Below are 16,818 nucleotides of genomic sequence, written 5' to 3'. Positions count from 1 at the left end.
ATCGAATGGATTTGGTACTCGACTTGCTCGCCACCGTATCTCGCTGGAGCCGCAGCAACCTCTCGGAAATCGCCCTGGCCCTGGTGGGTTGCCTGCTGGTGCTGTTCGGCGCGGATTTCAAAGGCTGGGTCGAGCAACGCCTGGGTAGCATCGCCGGTGCCTTGCGCGTCCCACTGATGGCCCTGCTGTGCATGATCGGCAGCGGTGCCGCGCTGATCTATGCCACGCCCTGGATCGTTCGCGGCTTGAGCCAGTTCAACAACTACAGCCTGGCGCCGGTTCTACTGGTAGTTCTGGTCCTCATCGGCGTAGTCGCTGACCGCCGCTGATTCAGCTACACCCAAAAAACAACTGTGGGAGCGAGCCTGCTCGCGAAAGCGTCATAACATTCAACGTCTTCGTTGACTGTCAGATCGCCTTCGCGAGCAGGCTCGCTCCCACAGGTTGTATGGTGTAAGGCTCAGGACTGCTTTTCGAACTTCAAATCCCAAACCCCATGCCCAAGACGTTCGCCGCGGCGTTCGAACTTGGTGATCGGGCGCTCGGCCGGGCGTGGTACGCACTTGCCGTCTTCGGCCAGGTTGCGATAACCCGGCGCGACGTTCATCACTTCCAGCATGTATTCGGCGTACGGTTCCCAGTCGGTGGCCATGTGCAGAATGCCGCCGACCTTCAACTTGCTGCGCACCAGTTCAGCGAACGACGCCTGAACGATACGGCGCTTGTGGTGACGGCTCTTGTGCCACGGATCCGGGAAAAACAGCATCAGGCGATCCAGGCTGTTGTCGGCCACGCAACGGTTGAGCACTTCGATTGCATCGCAATCGTAGACCCGCAGGTTGGTCAGGCCCTGGGTCAGCACACCATTGAGCAACGCGCCAACACCCGGACGGTGAACTTCCACGCCAATGAAATCCTGCTCCGGTGCAGCGGCCGCCATTTCCAGCAGCGAATGGCCCATGCCGAAGCCGATTTCCAGCGAACGCGGGGCCGAGCGGCCAAAGACCTGGTCGAAGTCGACCGGTGCGTCGGCCAGGGGCAGCACGAACAACGGTGCGCCCTGCTCCAGGCCGCGCTGCTGGCCTTCGGTCATGCGCCCGGCACGCATCACGAAACTCTTGATGCGGCGGTGTTGGCGCTCGTCGCCTTCTTCCGTCTGGATTGGCGTGTCTTTGGATTCAGTCATCAATGGCTCTTACTTGATCAGACCATCCAGCGGCGAAGAGGCGCTGGCATAGAGTTTTTTCGGCATACGGCCGGCGAGGTACGCCAGTCGGCCAGCAACGATGGCGTGCTTCATGGCTTCGGCCATCATGATCGGTTGCTGTGCATGGGCGATGGCCGAATTCATCAGCACTGCGTCGCAGCCCAGCTCCATGGAGATGGTGGCGTCGGAAGCGGTGCCGACACCGGCATCCACCAGCACCGGGATTTTCGCTTCTTCGAGGATGATCTGCAGGTTGTACGGATTGCAGATCCCCAGGCCCGAACCGATAAGACCGGCCAGCGGCATGACCGCGATGCAGCCGATTTCCGCCAGTTGCCGGGCGATGATCGGGTCATCACTGGTGTAGACCATCACGTCGAAGCCTTCCTTGACCAGCGATTCGGCGGCCTTGAGGGTTTCGATCACGTTGGGGAACAGGGTTTTCTGGTCAGCCAGCACTTCCAGCTTCACCAGATTGTGGCCGTCGAGCAGCTCACGGGCCAGGCGGCAGGTGCGCACGGCCTCGACAGCGTCGTAGCAACCCGCGGTGTTCGGCAGGAAGGTGTAGCGATCCGGCGACAGGAAATCCAGCAGGTTCGGTTCGCCCTGGTTCTGGCCGAGGTTGGTACGGCGCACGGCAAACGTGACAATCTCGGCACCCGAGGCTTCGATGGCCAGACGGGTTTCTTCCATGTCACGGTATTTGCCGGTACCGACCAGCAAACGCGACTGGTAAGTACGACCGGCCAGAACGAAAGGCTTGTCGCTACGAACGATGCTCATGGGAAATCCTCTGTAGGGGTGAGGGTCTTGCAGAATTCTCGGCCCATGCAGGCCTGACGGCTAGCCGCCGCCGATGGCGTGCACGACTTCGACGTTATCGCCGTCATTCAATGTCGTGTCTGCATGCTGGCTGCGCGGGACGATATCCAGGTTGAGTTCGACCGCCACCCGGCGTCCGGTCAGGTCCAGACGGGTGAGCAGGGCCGCAACGGTTTCACCGTCGGGCAGTTCAAAGGATTCGCCGTTCAACTGAATGCGCATGCCGGATGCCGCCATCATTTTTTGGGGCTGGCATTCTAGCCCGATCATGACCTAAAGGTCAGCAACAAGCGTCAAGCGGTCAACGGCAAGCGCCAGGCGGCAAGGCCCAGGCAAAGCCAGCCCACCAGAAACGCCAGGCCGCCGAAGGGCGTGATGATGCCGAGCTTGCTGACACCGGTCAGCGTCAGCACGTACAGGCTGCCGGAGAACAGCAGGATGCCGACGGCAAAGGAGGCGCCGGCCCAGGTGACCAATCGACCGGGGATCTGTGTGGCCAGCAGCGCCACACCCAGCAGTGCCAGGGTGTGCACCAGCTGATAAGTGACGCCGGTATGAAAAATCGCCAGGTATTCAGGTGTCAGACGGCTTTTCAGGCCGTGGGCGGCAAAGGCCCCAAGCCCGACACCGGTGAAGCCGAAAAAAGCGGCCAGCATCAGAAAGCCACGCAGCATGAAGAACTCCAGTCAGACTCGATCAACAGGGTCTGTATAATGGCCCGCTCAACGGGTTCGGCCAAGCCATCTCTATGCTGCGTATCTATTTCCGTCGTTTCACGAAGGCCGTGCTCTGGTTCATGGGCGGCAGCGTATTGCTGGTGCTGATTTTCCGCGTGGTACCCCCACCGGGGACGGCCCTGATGGTCGAGCGCAAGATCGAATCCTGGTTCGACGGCGAACCCATCGACCTGCAACGCACCTGGAAGCCTTGGGAAGAAATCTCCGATGATTTGAAAGTCGCGGTGATTGCTGGCGAAGATCAGAAATTCCCGGAGCACTGGGGTTTTGACATCGGCGCGATCCGCGCAGCGCTGGCACACAACGAGCTGGGCGGTTCGGTACGCGGCGCCAGCACCCTGAGCCAGCAAGTCTCCAAAAACCTGTTCCTGTGGTCTGGCCGCAGCTGGCTGCGCAAGGGCCTGGAGGCCTGGTTTACCGGGCTGATCGAAGTGTTTTGGCCCAAGCAGCGGATTCTCGAGGTCTACCTCAATAGCGTTGAATGGGACGATGGGGTATTCGGCGCCGAAGCGGCGGCTCGACATCACTTTGGCGTGAGCGCAAAAGGCCTCAGCCGCCAGCAATCGAGCTTGTTGGCCGCCGTATTGCCAAACCCGCGAGTGTGGAGCGCCAGCCATCCGACCTCTTACGTGGCGCGGCGTGCAGGCTGGATACGGCGGCAGATGAGCCAGCTCGGGGGTGACAGTTACCTGGTGGGGCTGAATGATTCGCGCCGGGCACCTTGGTCCCAATAGTCGATCACAAATTTTTCGGACATCGAATATCCCTGTGGGAGCGAGCCTGCTCGCGAAAGCGATTGTTTCATCAACACTTATAGCGACTGACCTGGCGCATTCGCGAGCAGGCTCGCTCCCACATTGGTCTTGTGTGAATCAAGAACATCAGACACAAACAAAAACGCCCCGATCAATGATCGGGGCGTTTTTTATTGCCTTCGCGCAGGTTATGCGGCGATCGACAACTTGAGCTTGTTCATCGCGCTCTTTTCAAGCTGGCGAATACGCTCGGCCGAGACGTTGTACTTCTGCGCCAGGTCGTGCAGCGTGGCTTTTTCTTCTGCCAGCCAGCGCTGGTAGAGGATGTCACGGCTGCGGTCGTCCAGCACTTCCAGCGCTTCGTGCAGGTTGTGGTTGGAGTTGTCGCTCCAATCGGCATCTTCCAGTTGACGGGCCGGGTCGTACCGGTGGTCTTCCAGATAGTTGGCCGGCGACTGGAAAGCACTGTCGTCGTCAGCTTCGGCGGCCGGATCGAAGGCCATGTCATGGCCGGTCAGGCGGCTCTCCATCTCGCGCACTTCCCGCGGCTCCACGCCGAGGCTTTCAGCAACACGATGGACTTCCTCGTTGTTCAGCCAGGCCAGACGTTTCTTCTGACTGCGCAGGTTGAAGAACAGCTTGCGCTGGGCCTTGGTGGTCGCGACTTTCACGATCCGCCAGTTGCGCAGGATGAACTCGTGAATTTCAGCCTTGATCCAGTGCACGGCAAAGGACACCAGGCGCACGCCCATTTCCGGGTTGAAGCGTTTCACAGCCTTCATCAGGCCGACGTTACCTTCCTGGATCAGGTCAGCCTGAGCCAGACCGTAGCCGGAATAGCTACGGGCGATATGTACGACAAACCGCAGGTGGGCGAGCACCATCTGCCGAGCCGCCTCAAGATCCTGCTCATAATAGAGACTCTCGGCCAGTTCACGCTCCTGCTCCGGCGTCAGCAATGGAATGCTGTTCACCGTGTGCACATAGGCCTCCAGGTTCGCACCCGGGACCAGAGCATATGCAGGCTGCAAAGAATTGGTCATACGAAAAAACCTCCGACTTACATAACTCGTGCAGTTAAGCACTGCGAAAATTGACCGGAAACCGCTAAACAAGTTCCCACAAAAACTGAAAGGTCAATACGAGCAAAATGATATTACTTTGGCGCAAGCTCCCGCAGGTGGCGAGCGACTGCAATCCATGCACCGATATACCCTAACAGCACCGCGCCAAGCAAGAGAGACAGACCATCGGCTACCGGCACGCCGGCGAGAGCGAAATCACTGCCATACAAACCGGCCAGCCCCACCACCGCGTCGTTCAGCCAGTCAAGGCCGAACGCCAATACGCCCCAGGAAAGAATCCCCGCACCGAAGCCATAAAGCGCGCCCATATAAAGGAAGGGCCTGCGCACATAACTGTCAGTGCCGCCGACCAGTTTAATGACTTCTATCTCTGTGCGGCGGTTTTCAATATGAAGACGAATGGTATTGCCTATCACCAAAAGTAATGCAGAAACCAGAAGCACGGTCAGACCGAAGACAAAACGGTCACCCAGCTTGAGGATCGCTGCCAGACGCTCGACCCAGACTAAATCAAGCTGCGCCTGTTGTACCTTCGGCAGCTCGGAAAGTTTTTGTCTTAATGCTTCAAGTGCCGACTTGTCGATTTCCTTCGGCGTTACCAGCACGACGCCGGGCAACGGGTTTTCCGGCAGCTCCTTGAGCGCCTCGCCCAAACCGGACTGCTGCTGAAACTCCTCCAGCGCCTGATCGCGGCCCACATACTCGGCCTCCGCCACACCGGGCATGCCTTTGATCTGCTCACGCAACGCTTCGCCGTCAGCCGGACTGGCCTCGAGCTGCAAGTACAGCGAAATTTGCGCCGCGCGCTGCCAGGAACCACCCAGGCGCTCGACGTTACTTAGCAAAAGTGACAGGCCCATGGGCAAACTCAGGGCAACCGCCATCACCATGCAGGTGAAAAAACTGCCGATAGGTTGCTTGCCCAAACGACGCAAACTGTCCAGCAGGCTAGCGCGATGACTTTCGACCCAGGCGCGGAACAGCGTGGCGAAGTCCGGCCCATCGTCATCGTCGTGTTTTTTCTTCTGCGGCTGCGGATCGGCGGCTTTTGGAGCCACGCGCTCGGAAACCTTTGGACTGCGTGTCGCACTCATACGCCAGCCTCCCCGTCGCCAATCAATCGACCGCGCTGCAAGGTCAGCATGCGGTGGCGCATGCGCGCGATCAGGGCCAGGTCGTGACTGGCGATCAGCACGCTGGTGCCCAGACGATTGATGTCTTCGAACACGCCCATGATTTCCGCCGCCAGACGCGGGTCGAGGTTACCGGTCGGTTCGTCCGCCAACAGCAGGGCCGGACGATGAACGATGGCACGAGCGATACCGACGCGCTGTTGCTGGCCGGTGGAAAGATCGCCGGGATACAGATCGGTTTTGTCCGACAGTGCCACGCGCTCCAGGGCCGAATCCACGCGCTTGGCCACCTCGGCCTTGGACAGGCCGAGTATCTGCAGCGGCAGTGCGACGTTGTTGAATACGGTGCGATCGAACAGCAACTGGTGATTCTGGAACACCACACCGATTTGTCGGCGCAGGAACGGAATCTGGGCGTTGCTGATGGTGCTCAGGTCTTGCCCGGCCAGCAGCAGCTTGCCGCTCGTCGGGCGTTCCATGGCCAGCAACAGCCGCAACAAGGTGCTCTTGCCCGCACCGGAATGGCCGGTAACAAACAAGAACTCGCCACGACGGACTCGAAAGCTCAGCTCATGCAAGCCGACGTGACCGTTCGGATAGCGTTTACCGACCTGTTCGAAACGAATCATGAACGCTCCCGCTCGGCAAACAGTGCCTGGACAAAGGGTTCAGCTTCAAAAGTGCGCAAATCGTCGATGCCTTCGCCGACGCCGATGTAGCGTATCGGCAGGCCAAACTGCTTGGCCAGGGCGAAAATCACCCCGCCCTTGGCGGTACCATCGAGCTTGGTCAGCGCCAGGCCGGTCAATTCGACGGTCTGGTTGAACTGCTTGGCCTGGTTGATGGCGTTCTGGCCAGTGCCGGCGTCGAGCACCAGTAGCACTTCGTGTGGCGCATCGGCGTCGAGCTTGCCGATTACCCGGCGAACCTTTTTCAGCTCTTCCATCAGGTTGTCTTTGGTGTGCAGCCGGCCAGCGGTGTCGGCGATCAACACATCGATGCCACGGGCCTTGGCGGCCTGCACGGCGTCGAAGATCACCGAAGCAGAGTCAGCCCCGGTGTGCTGGGCAATGACCGGGATTTTGTTGCGCTCACCCCAAACCTGCAATTGCTCGACCGCCGCGGCACGGAAGGTGTCGCCGGCGGCGAGCATGACTTTCTTGCCTTCCAGTTGCAGCTTCTTCGCCAGCTTGCCGATGGTCGTGGTCTTGCCGGCACCGTTGACGCCGACGACGAGAATCACGAATGGCTTGGTCTGCGAGATGATTTTCAGGGGTTGCTCGACGGGCTTGAGCATCGCCGTCAGCTCGCCTTGCAAAGACTTGTACAGTGCATCGGAGTCAGCCAGTTCCTTGCGCGCGACCTTCTGGGTCAGGCGCTGGATGATCACCGAAGTCGCTTCGACACCGACGTCGGCGGTCAGCAAGCGAGTCTCTAGGTCATCAAGCAGGTCGTCATCGATGGCCTTCTTGCCCAGGAACAGGCTGGCCATCCCTTCGCCGATGCTGGCGCTGGTCTTGGACAGACCTTGCTTGAGGCGGGCAAAGAAACCGGCCTTGTTTTCTTCAGTACGCACAGGCTCCGACGGAGCTTCGACAGGTGCGACAGGTGCGGCGGCGACAGGCTCGATGATTGGTGCAGGTGCAGGTGCAGGTGCAGGTGCAGGTGCAGGTGCAGGCTCTGGCGCTTGAACAATCGGCGCAACCGGTGGAACAAATGCAGGAATCACGGGCTCAGGCGCTGGCGCCACAACCGGCTCAACCACCGGTGCCTGAGCCCGTTCAGGACTCGGCGCAGGAATCGGCGGTGTCACGTGCGGCGTCTGCTCATCTTCGACCAGGGCCACCGGCTCTTCCGCCACCGGCAAGGTCAGCCAGGGTTCGGCGACCGGAGCCACCGGCAATTCGGCTGCGATGTTGTTGACGGGCTCGGCGACCGGCGGCTGCACCGGCTCTGTAATGGGCAACACAGCCGGTGCAGGTTCGGCTTCCATAACCGGCGCGGGTGTTGGCTCAGGAAGTGGCTGTGGCTGTTCGACGACGGGTTCCTGCGGCTTTTTGCGCAGCCATCCGAACAGGCTTTTCTTTTCGCCAGCCGCAGCTGGGGTCTTCTTGTCGTCGTTGGAACCAAACATGGAGGACGGCTATCTCACGGTAGCGACGCGCCAATGGGCGCCCCGGCAAATAAATATTCGATGCAGAACAGACTGCAATTGACCCAGCTTGTTCACGCGCAACATTTTGTCGAGGGGCTCATCGGCGCCTCAGGAAATCGATTTCTCATAGGACTAAAGCAGCAAAATCGGCGAAAAAGCAGAACTCGGGTGATAAATATCCACCTTTCGTCGAAAACCCTTTCAACCTGATCAAGCATAAAGGCCTGATAGGCGTGGCCGCCGCTAAAACGGATCAGTATCCTAGCACCCTCTCGCCCGCTGACGCTAAGACCAAGCGGGCAGCCCAACAGGTTTAAAAACGAATGAATGCTCTAGCCCGCCGCGCCGCAGGCCTGCTGCTCAGCACAGTTTGTCTGCCCCTCTCGGCCCTGGCTGCCGATCCGCAACCCACCCACGAGTTCACCCTCGACAACGGCTTGAAGGTCGTCGTGCGCGAAGACCATCGTGCGCCGGTGGTGGTTTCCCAGGTCTGGTACAAGGTTGGCTCCAGCTACGAGACGCCGGGTCAGACCGGTTTGTCCCACGCCCTGGAACACATGATGTTCAAGGGCAGCGAGAAAGTCGGCCCTGGCGAAGCGTCGCTGATCCTGCGCGACCTCGGCGCCGAAGAAAATGCCTTCACCAGCGATGACTTCACCGCCTATTACCAGGTGCTGGCCCGCGACCGCCTGGGCGTCGCCTTCGAGCTGGAGGCCGACCGCATGGCCAGCCTGCGGCTGCCGCCCGACGAGTTCGCCCGCGAGATCGAAGTCATCAAGGAAGAACGTCGCCTGCGGACCGACGACAAGCCAATGGCCAAGGCCTACGAACGCTTCAAGGCCATGGCCTACCCGGCCAGCGGCTATCACACCCCGACCATCGGCTGGATGGCGGACCTGGACCGCATGAAGGTCGAAGAGCTGCGCCGCTGGTATGAATCCTGGTACGTGCCGAATAACGCCACCCTGGTGGTGGTCGGCGACGTGACCCCGGACGAAGTCAAAGCCCTGGCACAACGTTACTTCGGCCCTATCGCCAAGCGGGATGTGCCGTCGGCGAAGATTCCGCTGGAACTGGCCGAACCCGGCGAGCGCAAGATCACCCTGCACGTGAAGACCCAACTGCCCAGCCTGATGCTCGCGTTCAACGTGCCGAGCATCGCCACGACCGAAGACAAACGCCTGGTGAATGCCTTGCGCCTGATCTCAGCCCTGCTTGATGGTGGCTACAGCGCACGCATCCCAACGCAACTGGAGCGCGGCGAAGAGCTGGTGTCCGGCGGTTCGTCGAGCTATGACGCCTACACCCGCGGCGACAGCCTGTTCACCCTCTCGGCAACGCCCAACAGCCAGAAAAAGAAAACCATCGAACAGGCCGAAGCCGGTTTATGGAAACTGTTGGAACAATTGAAAACCACCGCGCCATCCACTGAAGAACTGGAACGGGTGCGCGCGCAGGTCATCGCCGGTCTGGTATACGAGCGCGACTCGATCACCAGCCAGGCCACCGCCATCGGCCAACTGGAGACCGTCGGCCTGTCCTGGAAGCTGATGGACAGCGAACTCGCCGAACTGGAAAGCGTGACACCGGAAGATATCCAGAAAGCCGCCAAGCTGTATTTCACCCGCGAACGTCTCAGCGTCGCCCATGTACTGCCGGAGGAGACGACTCATGAGTGAACATAAAAAAACGCGCCGGGTCCTGTTCGGCCTGATCGCTGTCGCCCTGATCGGATCGGCCGGGTTCTATTTCACCCGGACCGGTGAGTCCAATGCCAGCGAAGCCCTGGACAAGGCCAAGGCCAGCCAGAAGCTGCAATCGCTGACCGAACTCAACGGCAAGGCACCAAGCCACCGCAAGCTCGACGTGCAGACATGGAATACCGCCGAAGGCGCCAAGGTGCTGTTTGTCGAAGCCCGTGAACTGCCCATGTTCGACATGCGCCTGATCTTCGCCGCCGGCAGCAGCCAGGACGGCAACGCCCCAGGCCTGGCATTGCTGACCAATGCCATGCTCAACGAAGGCGTGGCCGGCAAGGATGTCAGCGCCATCGCCCAGGGCTTCGAAGGCCTGGGGGCCGATTTCGGTAACGGCGCCTACAAAGACATGGCCGTTGCGTCCCTGCGCAGCCTCAGTGCCGTGGACAAGCGCGAACCGGCCTTGAAGCTGTTCGCCGAGGTCGTCGGCAAACCGACCTTCCCCGCCGACTCGTTTACCCGCATCAAGAACCAGATGCTGGCCGGCTTCGAATACCAGAAACAGAACCCTGGCAAACTGGCAAGCCTTGAACTGATGAACCGCCTGTATGGCGATCATCCGTACGCGCATGCCAGCGATGGCACGGCGAAAACCGTTCCGGCGGTGACCCTGACGCAGCTGCGTGCGTTCCACGAGAAGGCCTATGCAGCCGGCAACGTGGTCATCGCGCTGGTGGGCGATTTGTCCCGCGCCGAAGCCGAAGCCATTGCCGCACAGGTATCCACCGCCCTGCCCAAAGGGCCGGCCCTGGCGAAAATCGCGCAACCTGGCGAACCCAAGGCCAGCATCGGTCATATCGAGTTCCCGTCCAAGCAGACCAACCTGATGCTCGCGCAACTGGGCATCGACCGCGACGATCCGGATTACGCGGCGCTGTCCATGGGTAACCAGATCCTCGGCGGTGGCGGTTTCGGTACGCGCCTGATGAGCGAAGTGCGCGAGAAACGTGGCCTGGCTTATGGTGTGTACTCAGGTTTCAGTCCGATGCAGGCGCGTGGCCCGTTCATGATCAACCTGCAGACCCGCGCCGAGATGAGCGAAGGCACTCTGAAGCTGGTGCAGGACGTCCTCGCCGACTACCTTAAGACCGGCCCGACCGAAAAAGAACTCGACGACGCCAAGCGCGAACTGGCTGGCAGCTTCCCGCTGTCCACGGCCAGCAACGCCGATATCGTCGGCCAGCTGGGTGCGATTGGCTTCTACAATCTGCCCTTGAGTCATCTGGAAGACTTCATGCAACAGTCCCAGGACCTGACCGTCGAGCAAGTTAAAGCCGCCATGAACAAACACCTGAGCACGGACAAAATGGTCATCGTCAGCGCTGGCCCGACCGTGCCGCAAAAGCCGTTACCGGCCCCTACTGATAAACCTGCCGAGCAACCGCTCGGGGTTCCGGAGCATTAATGGCCACTCAATCGAAATCCAAAAAGCCCGTGCACAACGGCGTGAACCAGCTGCGCATCATCGGTGGCGAATGGCGCAGCCGCAAACTGAGCTTCCCCGATGCCCCGGGCCTGCGCCCGACGCCGGACCGGGTGCGTGAAACCCTGTTCAACTGGCTCGCACCCTACGTTCCCGGCGCCAAGGTACTGGACCCGTTCACCGGCAGCGGCGCGCTGTTCCTTGAAGCCTTGTCCCGAGGGGCAGCCATGGGCCAGGCGCTGGATGCCAGCAGCCTGGCAGTGTCCAGCCTCAAGGAACACCTGGGCACGCTGCGCTGCACCACCGGCCAGGTCCAGACCGCCGATGCCCTGCGCTATCTGGAAGGCCAGCCGGCAACGGCTTACGACCTGGTCTTCCTCGACCCACCGTTCAACCAGAACCTGCTGCCCGCCGTGTGCAAGCTGCTCGAAGAGCGCCAATGGCTGGCCGAGGATGCCTGGGTCTACACCGAGAGCGAAACCGCACCCTCGACCCTTGGCCTGCCGGGAAACTGGCGTCTGCACCGGGAACAAAAATCCGGGCGGGTCTATTATTCGTTGTGGCAACGTATGGCAGAGATCGCCGGCTGATCGACCGGTCTGAACAAGGCGCGCACCTGAAATCGGGTGTGCGCCACTGCTTCGAGAACAATCGTGCACCCTCCGTCAGAACGCTTCACTCCCGCCTTCGGCCTTGGCAACCCGCACTTGCAGACCTTGTGGGGACCGCTATGGCGCAAGACCACCCACATCGAACGCGAACGCGAGCGCCTGTGGCTGGAGGACGGCGATTTCCTCGATCTGGACTGGCACGGCCCGCACAGCGTCGATGCACCCTTGGTGCTCGTCCTGCACGGGCTGACCGGCTCATCGAATTCGCCCTACGTTGCCGGGATGCAAAAAGCCTTGGGCAACAAGGGCTGGGCCAGCGTTGCGCTGAATTGGCGCGGTTGTTCGGGCGAACCCAATCTATTGCCACGCAGTTACCATTCCGGCGCCAGTGAAGACCTGGCCGAAGCCATCAGGCACCTGCGGGCCAAGCGGCCTCTCGCGCCGCTGTATGCCGTCGGTTACTCCCTGGGCGGCAATGTCCTGCTCAAGCATTTGGGCGAAACCGGCAGTGACAGTGGCGTGCTCGGCGCGGTGGCGGTGTCGGTGCCGTTTCGCCTGGACCAATGCGCAGACCGTATCGGTCAGGGGTTTTCAAAGGTCTATCAGGCGCACTTCATGCGCGAGATGCTGGCCTATATCAAAAACAAGCAACGCCAATTCCAGCATGACGGGCACGAGGACGGCCTGGCCGCCCTGGCGGCACTGGGCTCGTTGGAAAACATGCGCACGTTCTGGGATTTCGATGGTCGGGTGACCGCACCCTTGAATGGCTTCGCCGACGCCGAGGACTACTACCGCCGCGCGTCGAGCCGCTACTTCCTCGGGGAAATTCGCACGCCGACCCTGATCATCCAGGCCGCCGACGACCCCTTCGTCTTTCCCCACAGCCTGCCGCTAGCGGATGAGTTGTCTCCCTGCACTCAGTTCGAATTGCAGGCCAAAGGCGGACATGTCGGATTTGTCGACGGCTCGGTCAGGCAGCCAGGTTACTACCTGGAACGGCGCATTCCCCAATGGCTGACGACTGCGGGACGCGAGTAGACCATGGACGTCGATCAGGGCGAATCGATCCACTTCTGGCAAACGGCGCCGTTGGCCGGGGTCGAATTGTTGTCGGCGCGCTACATCGAACACCGTTTCGCCCCCCATGTGCATGACGGTTACGTGATCGGCATGATCATGGCCGGGGCCCAGCGTTACCGCTATCGCGGCGCCGAGCACCTGGCCGGCAGCGGCACGCTGGTATTGATCAACCCCGACGAACTGCACACCGGCCACAAGGGCACGGAGGACGGCTGGTTGTACCGGGCGTTTTATCCGGACAGCGGGCAAATTCTGTCACTGTTGGCCGAACTCGAACTGCCGACCCACACCTTGCCGGCGTTCAGCGCCACGCTGTATCGCGACCTGGATCTGGTGAACGGTTTCTGCCAATTGCATCGTTTGCTGGAAAGCCCGACCACCGCGCTGCAGCAACAGACAGCATGGCGCGAACTGATGCTGTCGCTGCTGCAACGTCACGCAGCCGTTGCGGACGCTGGCAAACCGGGCAAGGAGCACCGCGCGGTGACGCTCGCCAAGGAGCTGCTGCACGCGCAACTGGCGGCACCGCCTTCGCTGGAAGAACTGGCGGCGGCGGTGAATCTGTCACCATTCCATTTCGCCCGTGTATTCCGTCGCGCCACGGGCATGCCGCCGCACACCTGGTTGATGCAACAGCGCATCGCCCGGGCGCGGGCGTTGCTGCAAGGCGGGTGCTTACCGTTGGAAGTGGCGACGCAACTGGGGTTTGCCGATCAGAGCCATTTGAGTCGGCAGTTCAAGCAGGTGTATGGGGTGGGGCCGGGGGCGTATCGAAGTGCGCGGCAATCACTGGCTACACATCTCTAATGTGGGAGCGAGCCTGCTCGCGAAGGCGGTGTGTCAGCCAACATCTCCGTCGGCTGATAGTCCGCTTTCGCGAGCCGGCTCGCTCCCACAGTGGATCAGTGTTTACTCGCCGGTAGCGATCCCGCGCGCCGGATCATTGATCCATTCACTCCACGACCCGGCATACAGCGAACCCAACGGATAACCCGCCAGACACAAGGCAAACAGGTTATGGCAGGCCGTGACGCCAGAACCGCAATACGCCACCAGATCATCTGGCGACCGATTGCCCAGTTTCGCGGCGAATCGCTGCTTGAGCTGATCGGCCGGCAGGAAACGCCCGTCGCTGCCCAGGTTGTCGGTGAACGCGGCGCATTGCGCGCCGGGAATATGCCCGGCAATCGGGTCAATCGGCTCCACTTCGCCTTTGAAGCGCGGCAAGGCGCGGGCGTCGAGCAAGGTCAGTTCGGGCTTGTCGAGGCGTTTCAGTAGCTGCTCGGCGCTGAGCAGCAACGAGGCATCCGGGGTTCCGGTAAAGGTGCCGCGAGTGATCGACGGCGGATCAAGGCTCAGGGGCAAACCTGCCGCATGCCAGGCCTTGAGCCCGCCATCGAGGATGAACACACCATCACGCTTGCCCAACCAGGCCAGCAACCACCAGGCCCGAGCCGCGTAGGCACCCGGACCGTCGTCGTACAAAACCACGTCACTGTCGCTGTTGATACCCCAGGCTTGCAGGCGCTCGATCAGGTCGGCCGGCTCGGGCAAAGGGTGGCGCCCAGTCACGCCCTTCTCCACTTTCCCACTGAGATCACGCTCAAGATCGGCAAAACTTGACCCCGCGATGTGGCCTTCGGCATAGCTGCGCTGACCGTAATCCGGGTCTTCGAGGGCAAAACGACAATCCAGAATCACCAGCCCCGGCTGCTCCTTTTTCAGGTCCAACGCTTGCGGGCTGATCAGTTGCGCAATGGGCATAACGGGCTCCTGTGATTAAACCGGATTTGGACCTTACTGTATTTCTTCCAGCGCCTGGGCCAGTGGTACGTAAAACTCTTCGAACAACGCGTTGACCGCCTCGCGCGCCTGATCCGTCACGAACCCGGCCTCCAGCACCAGCACCTGATAGACCCCGCGCTTGATCGCCTGCTCACTGAGGTGGCTGGAATTTTCCCGGGTAGTGCACAGAAAACGCACCCAGGACGTGAGGATGATCCAGGCATTGAGGGTCAGGGATTCAATCTGCACCCGGTCCATTTTCAGGATGCCGGCGTCGACGAAACCTTCGTAGATGTGCGTGCCCTGGATCAGGCAGCGCTGGGAAAAACGCCGGTAGCGCCCGGCCAGGTCCGGATCGCTGTCGAGCAAGTGCTCGAGGTCGCGATGCAGAAACCGGTAACGCCACATGGCCGACAGCAATTCCTTGAGGTAGAAGCGTTTGTCTTCCACCGTTGCCGCTCGCCCCTGGGGCGGGCGCAGGAAGCTGTCCACCAGGCTCTCGTACTCACTGAACAGCACGGCAATGATCGCCTGCTTGTTGGGGAAGTGGTAGTACAGGTTGCCCGGGGAAATTTCCATGTGGGCAGCAATATGGTTGGTGCTGATGCTGCGCTCGCCCTGCTGGTTGAACAGCTCCAGGCTGTTCTGCACGATGCGCTCGCTGGTTTTTATCCGTGGGGCCATGGCTTGAGCTTAAATTCGGAGTGCGTTGAGGGGCATCTTACGACCTATCCGGACAGGGATAAAACAAAGCTGCGCCAGGATGTCATTTGACTTTATAGAGCATAGACTCTAAAAAGTGCCTAATTACAATAAAACCGGAGCCGACCATGACTGCTGAAATCTCCTACCTGCAAGATCTGCAGCATCCTCTGGAAGAGCTTCAATCCCTGTTCAATGCGCAACGCGCTGCCTACGCCGCCAACCCCATGCCACCGGCGGCCCAACGCCAGCAATGGCTGAAGGCATTGCGTGAGTTGCTGAACAACGAACGTCAGGCCCTGATCGATGCGATCAGCCAGGATTTCAGCCACCGCAGCGCCGATGAAACCCTGCTCGCCGAACTGATGCCCAGCCTGCACGGCATTCATTACGCCAGTCGGCACCTCAAAGGCTGGATGCGTCCATCGCGGCGCAAGGTTGGCGTAGCCTTCCAACCGGCCTCGGCCAAAGTGGTTTACCAGCCGCTGGGCGTGGTCGGGGTGATCGTGCCCTGGAACTATCCGTTGTATCTGGCCATCGGCCCATTGGTCGGTGCGTTGTCGGCGGGCAATCGGGTGATGCTCAAGTTGAGCGAATCGACCCCCGCCACCGGTTTGCTGTTCAAGGAACTGCTGGGGCGCATCTTTCCCGAAGACTTGGTTTGCGTAGTACTGGGTGAAGCCGATATCGGTGTGGCTTTTTCAAAGCTGCGTTTCGATCATTTGCTGTTCACCGGCGCCACCAGCATCGGCAAGCACGTGATGCGTGCGGCGGCAGAGAACCTGACGCCGGTGACCCTGGAACTGGGCGGTAAGTCCCCGGCCATCGTGTCCCGTGACGTGCCCCTCAAGGATGCCGCTGAACGCATCGCTTTCGGCAAAACCCTCAACGCGGGGCAAACCTGCGTGGCGCCGGACTATGTCCTCGTGCCAGAGGACCGTGTCGGCGCGTTCGTCGAGACTTATCGCCAGGCGGTTCGCGGCTTTTATCCGACGCTGGCTGATAACCCGGACTACACCGCGATTATCAATGACCGACAACTGGCGCGGCTCAATGGCTACCTCAGCGACGCCACCAGCAAAGGCGCGCTGCTGGTTCCGCTGTTCGAGCAGGGTCAGGGTCGCCGTATGGGGCATAGCCTACTGCTCAATGTCAGCGATGACATGACGGTGATGCAGGACGAAATCTTCGGCCCGCTGCTGCCGATCGTGCCGTACAAGGATCTGGATCAAGCATTTTCCTACATCAACCAGCGCCCTCGGCCACTGGCGCTGTATTACTTTGGTTACGACAAGCGCGAGCAAAGCCGCGTACTGCATGAAACCCATTCCGGCGGTGTGTGCCTCAACGACACGCTGCTGCACGTCGCCCAGGATGACATGCCGTTCGGTGGCATCGGCGCCTCGGGCATGGGCCATTACCACGGCCACGAGGGTTTCCTGACCTTCAGCAAGGCCAAGGGCGTCTTGATCAAACAACGTTTCAATGCAGCGAAACTGATCTACCCGCCGTACGGAAAATCCATCCAGAAACTGATCCAGAAGCTGTTCATCCGCTAACGCT

Annotated in this window: 18 protein-coding genes; 8 read left to right on the top strand and 10 right to left on the bottom strand. The window is 60.6% G+C overall.

Annotated elements, in window-relative coordinates:
* The first annotated feature begins 5 nt into the window (after positions 1-5).
* Positions 6-329 carry a DUF3392 domain-containing protein gene (locus HNQ83_RS01950; RefSeq protein WP_175387412.1) on the top strand — a complete coding sequence of 108 codons (324 nt, stop codon included), beginning with the start codon at positions 6-8 and terminating at the stop codon, positions 327-329.
* Positions 330-460: 131 nt separating this feature from the next.
* On the opposite strand, the gene trmB is transcribed toward HNQ83_RS01950, so the two are convergent.
* The 4 genes from trmB to HNQ83_RS01930 all read right to left on the bottom strand — a co-directional run bounded on the left by trmB (position 461) and on the right by HNQ83_RS01930 (position 2,703).
* The gene (trmB, locus tag HNQ83_RS01945; protein ID WP_137804902.1) at positions 461-1,186 is read right to left on the bottom strand and encodes a tRNA (guanosine(46)-N7)-methyltransferase TrmB; all 726 of its coding nucleotides are present in this window, start codon (positions 1,184-1,186) and stop codon (positions 461-463) included.
* Between the two features lie 9 nt (positions 1,187-1,195).
* Positions 1,196-1,990 (bottom strand): thiazole synthase, encoded by a 795-nt coding sequence (locus HNQ83_RS01940; RefSeq protein ID WP_096514398.1) that lies wholly within the window; start codon positions 1,988-1,990, stop codon positions 1,196-1,198.
* A 60-nt stretch (positions 1,991-2,050) separates the two neighbouring features.
* On the bottom strand, positions 2,051-2,251 hold the full coding sequence (thiS, locus tag HNQ83_RS01935) for a sulfur carrier protein ThiS (RefSeq protein WP_007953386.1): 201 nt from the start codon (positions 2,249-2,251) through the stop codon (positions 2,051-2,053).
* Positions 2,252-2,322: 71 nt separating this feature from the next.
* The gene (locus HNQ83_RS01930; protein WP_175387411.1) at positions 2,323-2,703 is read right to left on the bottom strand and encodes a DUF423 domain-containing protein; all 381 of its coding nucleotides are present in this window, start codon (positions 2,701-2,703) and stop codon (positions 2,323-2,325) included.
* Between the two features lie 74 nt (positions 2,704-2,777).
* Between HNQ83_RS01930 and mtgA the strand changes: the two genes are divergently transcribed.
* Positions 2,778-3,500, top strand: coding sequence for a monofunctional biosynthetic peptidoglycan transglycosylase (mtgA, locus tag HNQ83_RS01925; RefSeq protein WP_175387410.1), 723 nt, complete (start codon positions 2,778-2,780; stop codon positions 3,498-3,500).
* Positions 3,501-3,709: 209 nt separating this feature from the next.
* Here mtgA and rpoH read toward each other — a convergent pair whose 3' ends face one another.
* The 4 genes from rpoH to ftsY form a co-directional block, all read right to left on the bottom strand.
* Positions 3,710-4,564, bottom strand: coding sequence for an RNA polymerase sigma factor RpoH (gene rpoH / locus HNQ83_RS01920; protein WP_047534555.1), 855 nt, complete (start codon positions 4,562-4,564; stop codon positions 3,710-3,712).
* Positions 4,565-4,677: 113 nt separating this feature from the next.
* Complete coding sequence (gene ftsX / locus HNQ83_RS01915; protein WP_175387409.1) at positions 4,678-5,700, bottom strand: permease-like cell division protein FtsX; 1,023 nt, start codon at positions 5,698-5,700, stop codon at positions 4,678-4,680.
* On the bottom strand, positions 5,697-6,368 hold the full coding sequence (ftsE, locus tag HNQ83_RS01910; RefSeq protein ID WP_077046069.1) for a cell division ATP-binding protein FtsE: 672 nt from the start codon (positions 6,366-6,368) through the stop codon (positions 5,697-5,699). Before ftsE ends, ftsX begins: the two co-directional genes overlap by 4 nt.
* The gene (gene ftsY / locus HNQ83_RS01905; protein ID WP_175387408.1) at positions 6,365-7,873 is read right to left on the bottom strand and encodes a signal recognition particle-docking protein FtsY; all 1,509 of its coding nucleotides are present in this window, start codon (positions 7,871-7,873) and stop codon (positions 6,365-6,367) included. The genes ftsE and ftsY overlap by 4 nt, the downstream gene beginning before the upstream one ends.
* 344 nt (positions 7,874-8,217) lie before the next feature.
* Between ftsY and HNQ83_RS01900 the strand changes: the two genes are divergently transcribed.
* From HNQ83_RS01900 to HNQ83_RS01880, 5 genes are read left to right on the top strand one after another with little or no spacing between them, the layout of a single operon-like run.
* The gene (locus tag HNQ83_RS01900) at positions 8,218-9,573 is read left to right on the top strand and encodes a pitrilysin family protein (RefSeq protein WP_175387407.1); all 1,356 of its coding nucleotides are present in this window, start codon (positions 8,218-8,220) and stop codon (positions 9,571-9,573) included.
* The gene (locus tag HNQ83_RS01895; protein WP_175387406.1) at positions 9,566-11,056 is read left to right on the top strand and encodes a pitrilysin family protein; all 1,491 of its coding nucleotides are present in this window, start codon (positions 9,566-9,568) and stop codon (positions 11,054-11,056) included. The genes HNQ83_RS01900 and HNQ83_RS01895 overlap by 8 nt, the downstream gene beginning before the upstream one ends.
* Positions 11,056-11,664, top strand: coding sequence for a 16S rRNA (guanine(966)-N(2))-methyltransferase RsmD (rsmD, locus tag HNQ83_RS01890; RefSeq protein WP_175387405.1), 609 nt, complete (start codon positions 11,056-11,058; stop codon positions 11,662-11,664). The genes HNQ83_RS01895 and rsmD overlap by 1 nt, the downstream gene beginning before the upstream one ends.
* A 60-nt stretch (positions 11,665-11,724) precedes the next feature.
* Entirely contained in the window at positions 11,725-12,726 is a 1,002-nt protein-coding gene (locus HNQ83_RS01885) for a hydrolase (protein ID WP_372241871.1), read from the top strand.
* Positions 12,727-12,729: 3 nt separating this feature from the next.
* Positions 12,730-13,575 carry an AraC family transcriptional regulator gene (locus tag HNQ83_RS01880; RefSeq protein WP_175387403.1) on the top strand — a complete coding sequence of 282 codons (846 nt, stop codon included), beginning with the start codon at positions 12,730-12,732 and terminating at the stop codon, positions 13,573-13,575.
* A 102-nt stretch (positions 13,576-13,677) separates the two neighbouring features.
* Here the strand turns inward: HNQ83_RS01880 and HNQ83_RS01875 are convergent, their stop codons facing one another.
* Positions 13,678-14,532: a sulfurtransferase gene (locus HNQ83_RS01875; protein WP_175387402.1), complete on the bottom strand. Its 855-nt coding sequence runs from the start codon at positions 14,530-14,532 to the stop codon at positions 13,678-13,680.
* A gap of 33 nt (positions 14,533-14,565) precedes the next feature.
* The gene (locus HNQ83_RS01870) at positions 14,566-15,237 is read right to left on the bottom strand and encodes a TetR/AcrR family transcriptional regulator (RefSeq protein ID WP_175387401.1); all 672 of its coding nucleotides are present in this window, start codon (positions 15,235-15,237) and stop codon (positions 14,566-14,568) included.
* Positions 15,238-15,383: 146 nt separating this feature from the next.
* On the opposite strand from HNQ83_RS01870, the gene HNQ83_RS01865 reads away from it, so the two are divergent.
* A complete protein-coding gene (locus HNQ83_RS01865; protein WP_175387400.1) occupies positions 15,384-16,814 on the top strand; it encodes a coniferyl aldehyde dehydrogenase in 1,431 nt (476 codons plus the stop codon).
* The last annotated feature ends 4 nt before the right edge of the window (positions 16,815-16,818 follow it).

Source organism: Pseudomonas sp. C2B4 (assembly GCF_013359695.1).
Taxonomy (GTDB): domain Bacteria; phylum Pseudomonadota; class Gammaproteobacteria; order Pseudomonadales; family Pseudomonadaceae; genus Aquipseudomonas.
Note: the sequence above shows the minus strand (reverse complement) of the source record. Positions and strands in the feature narration are given on the sequence as shown.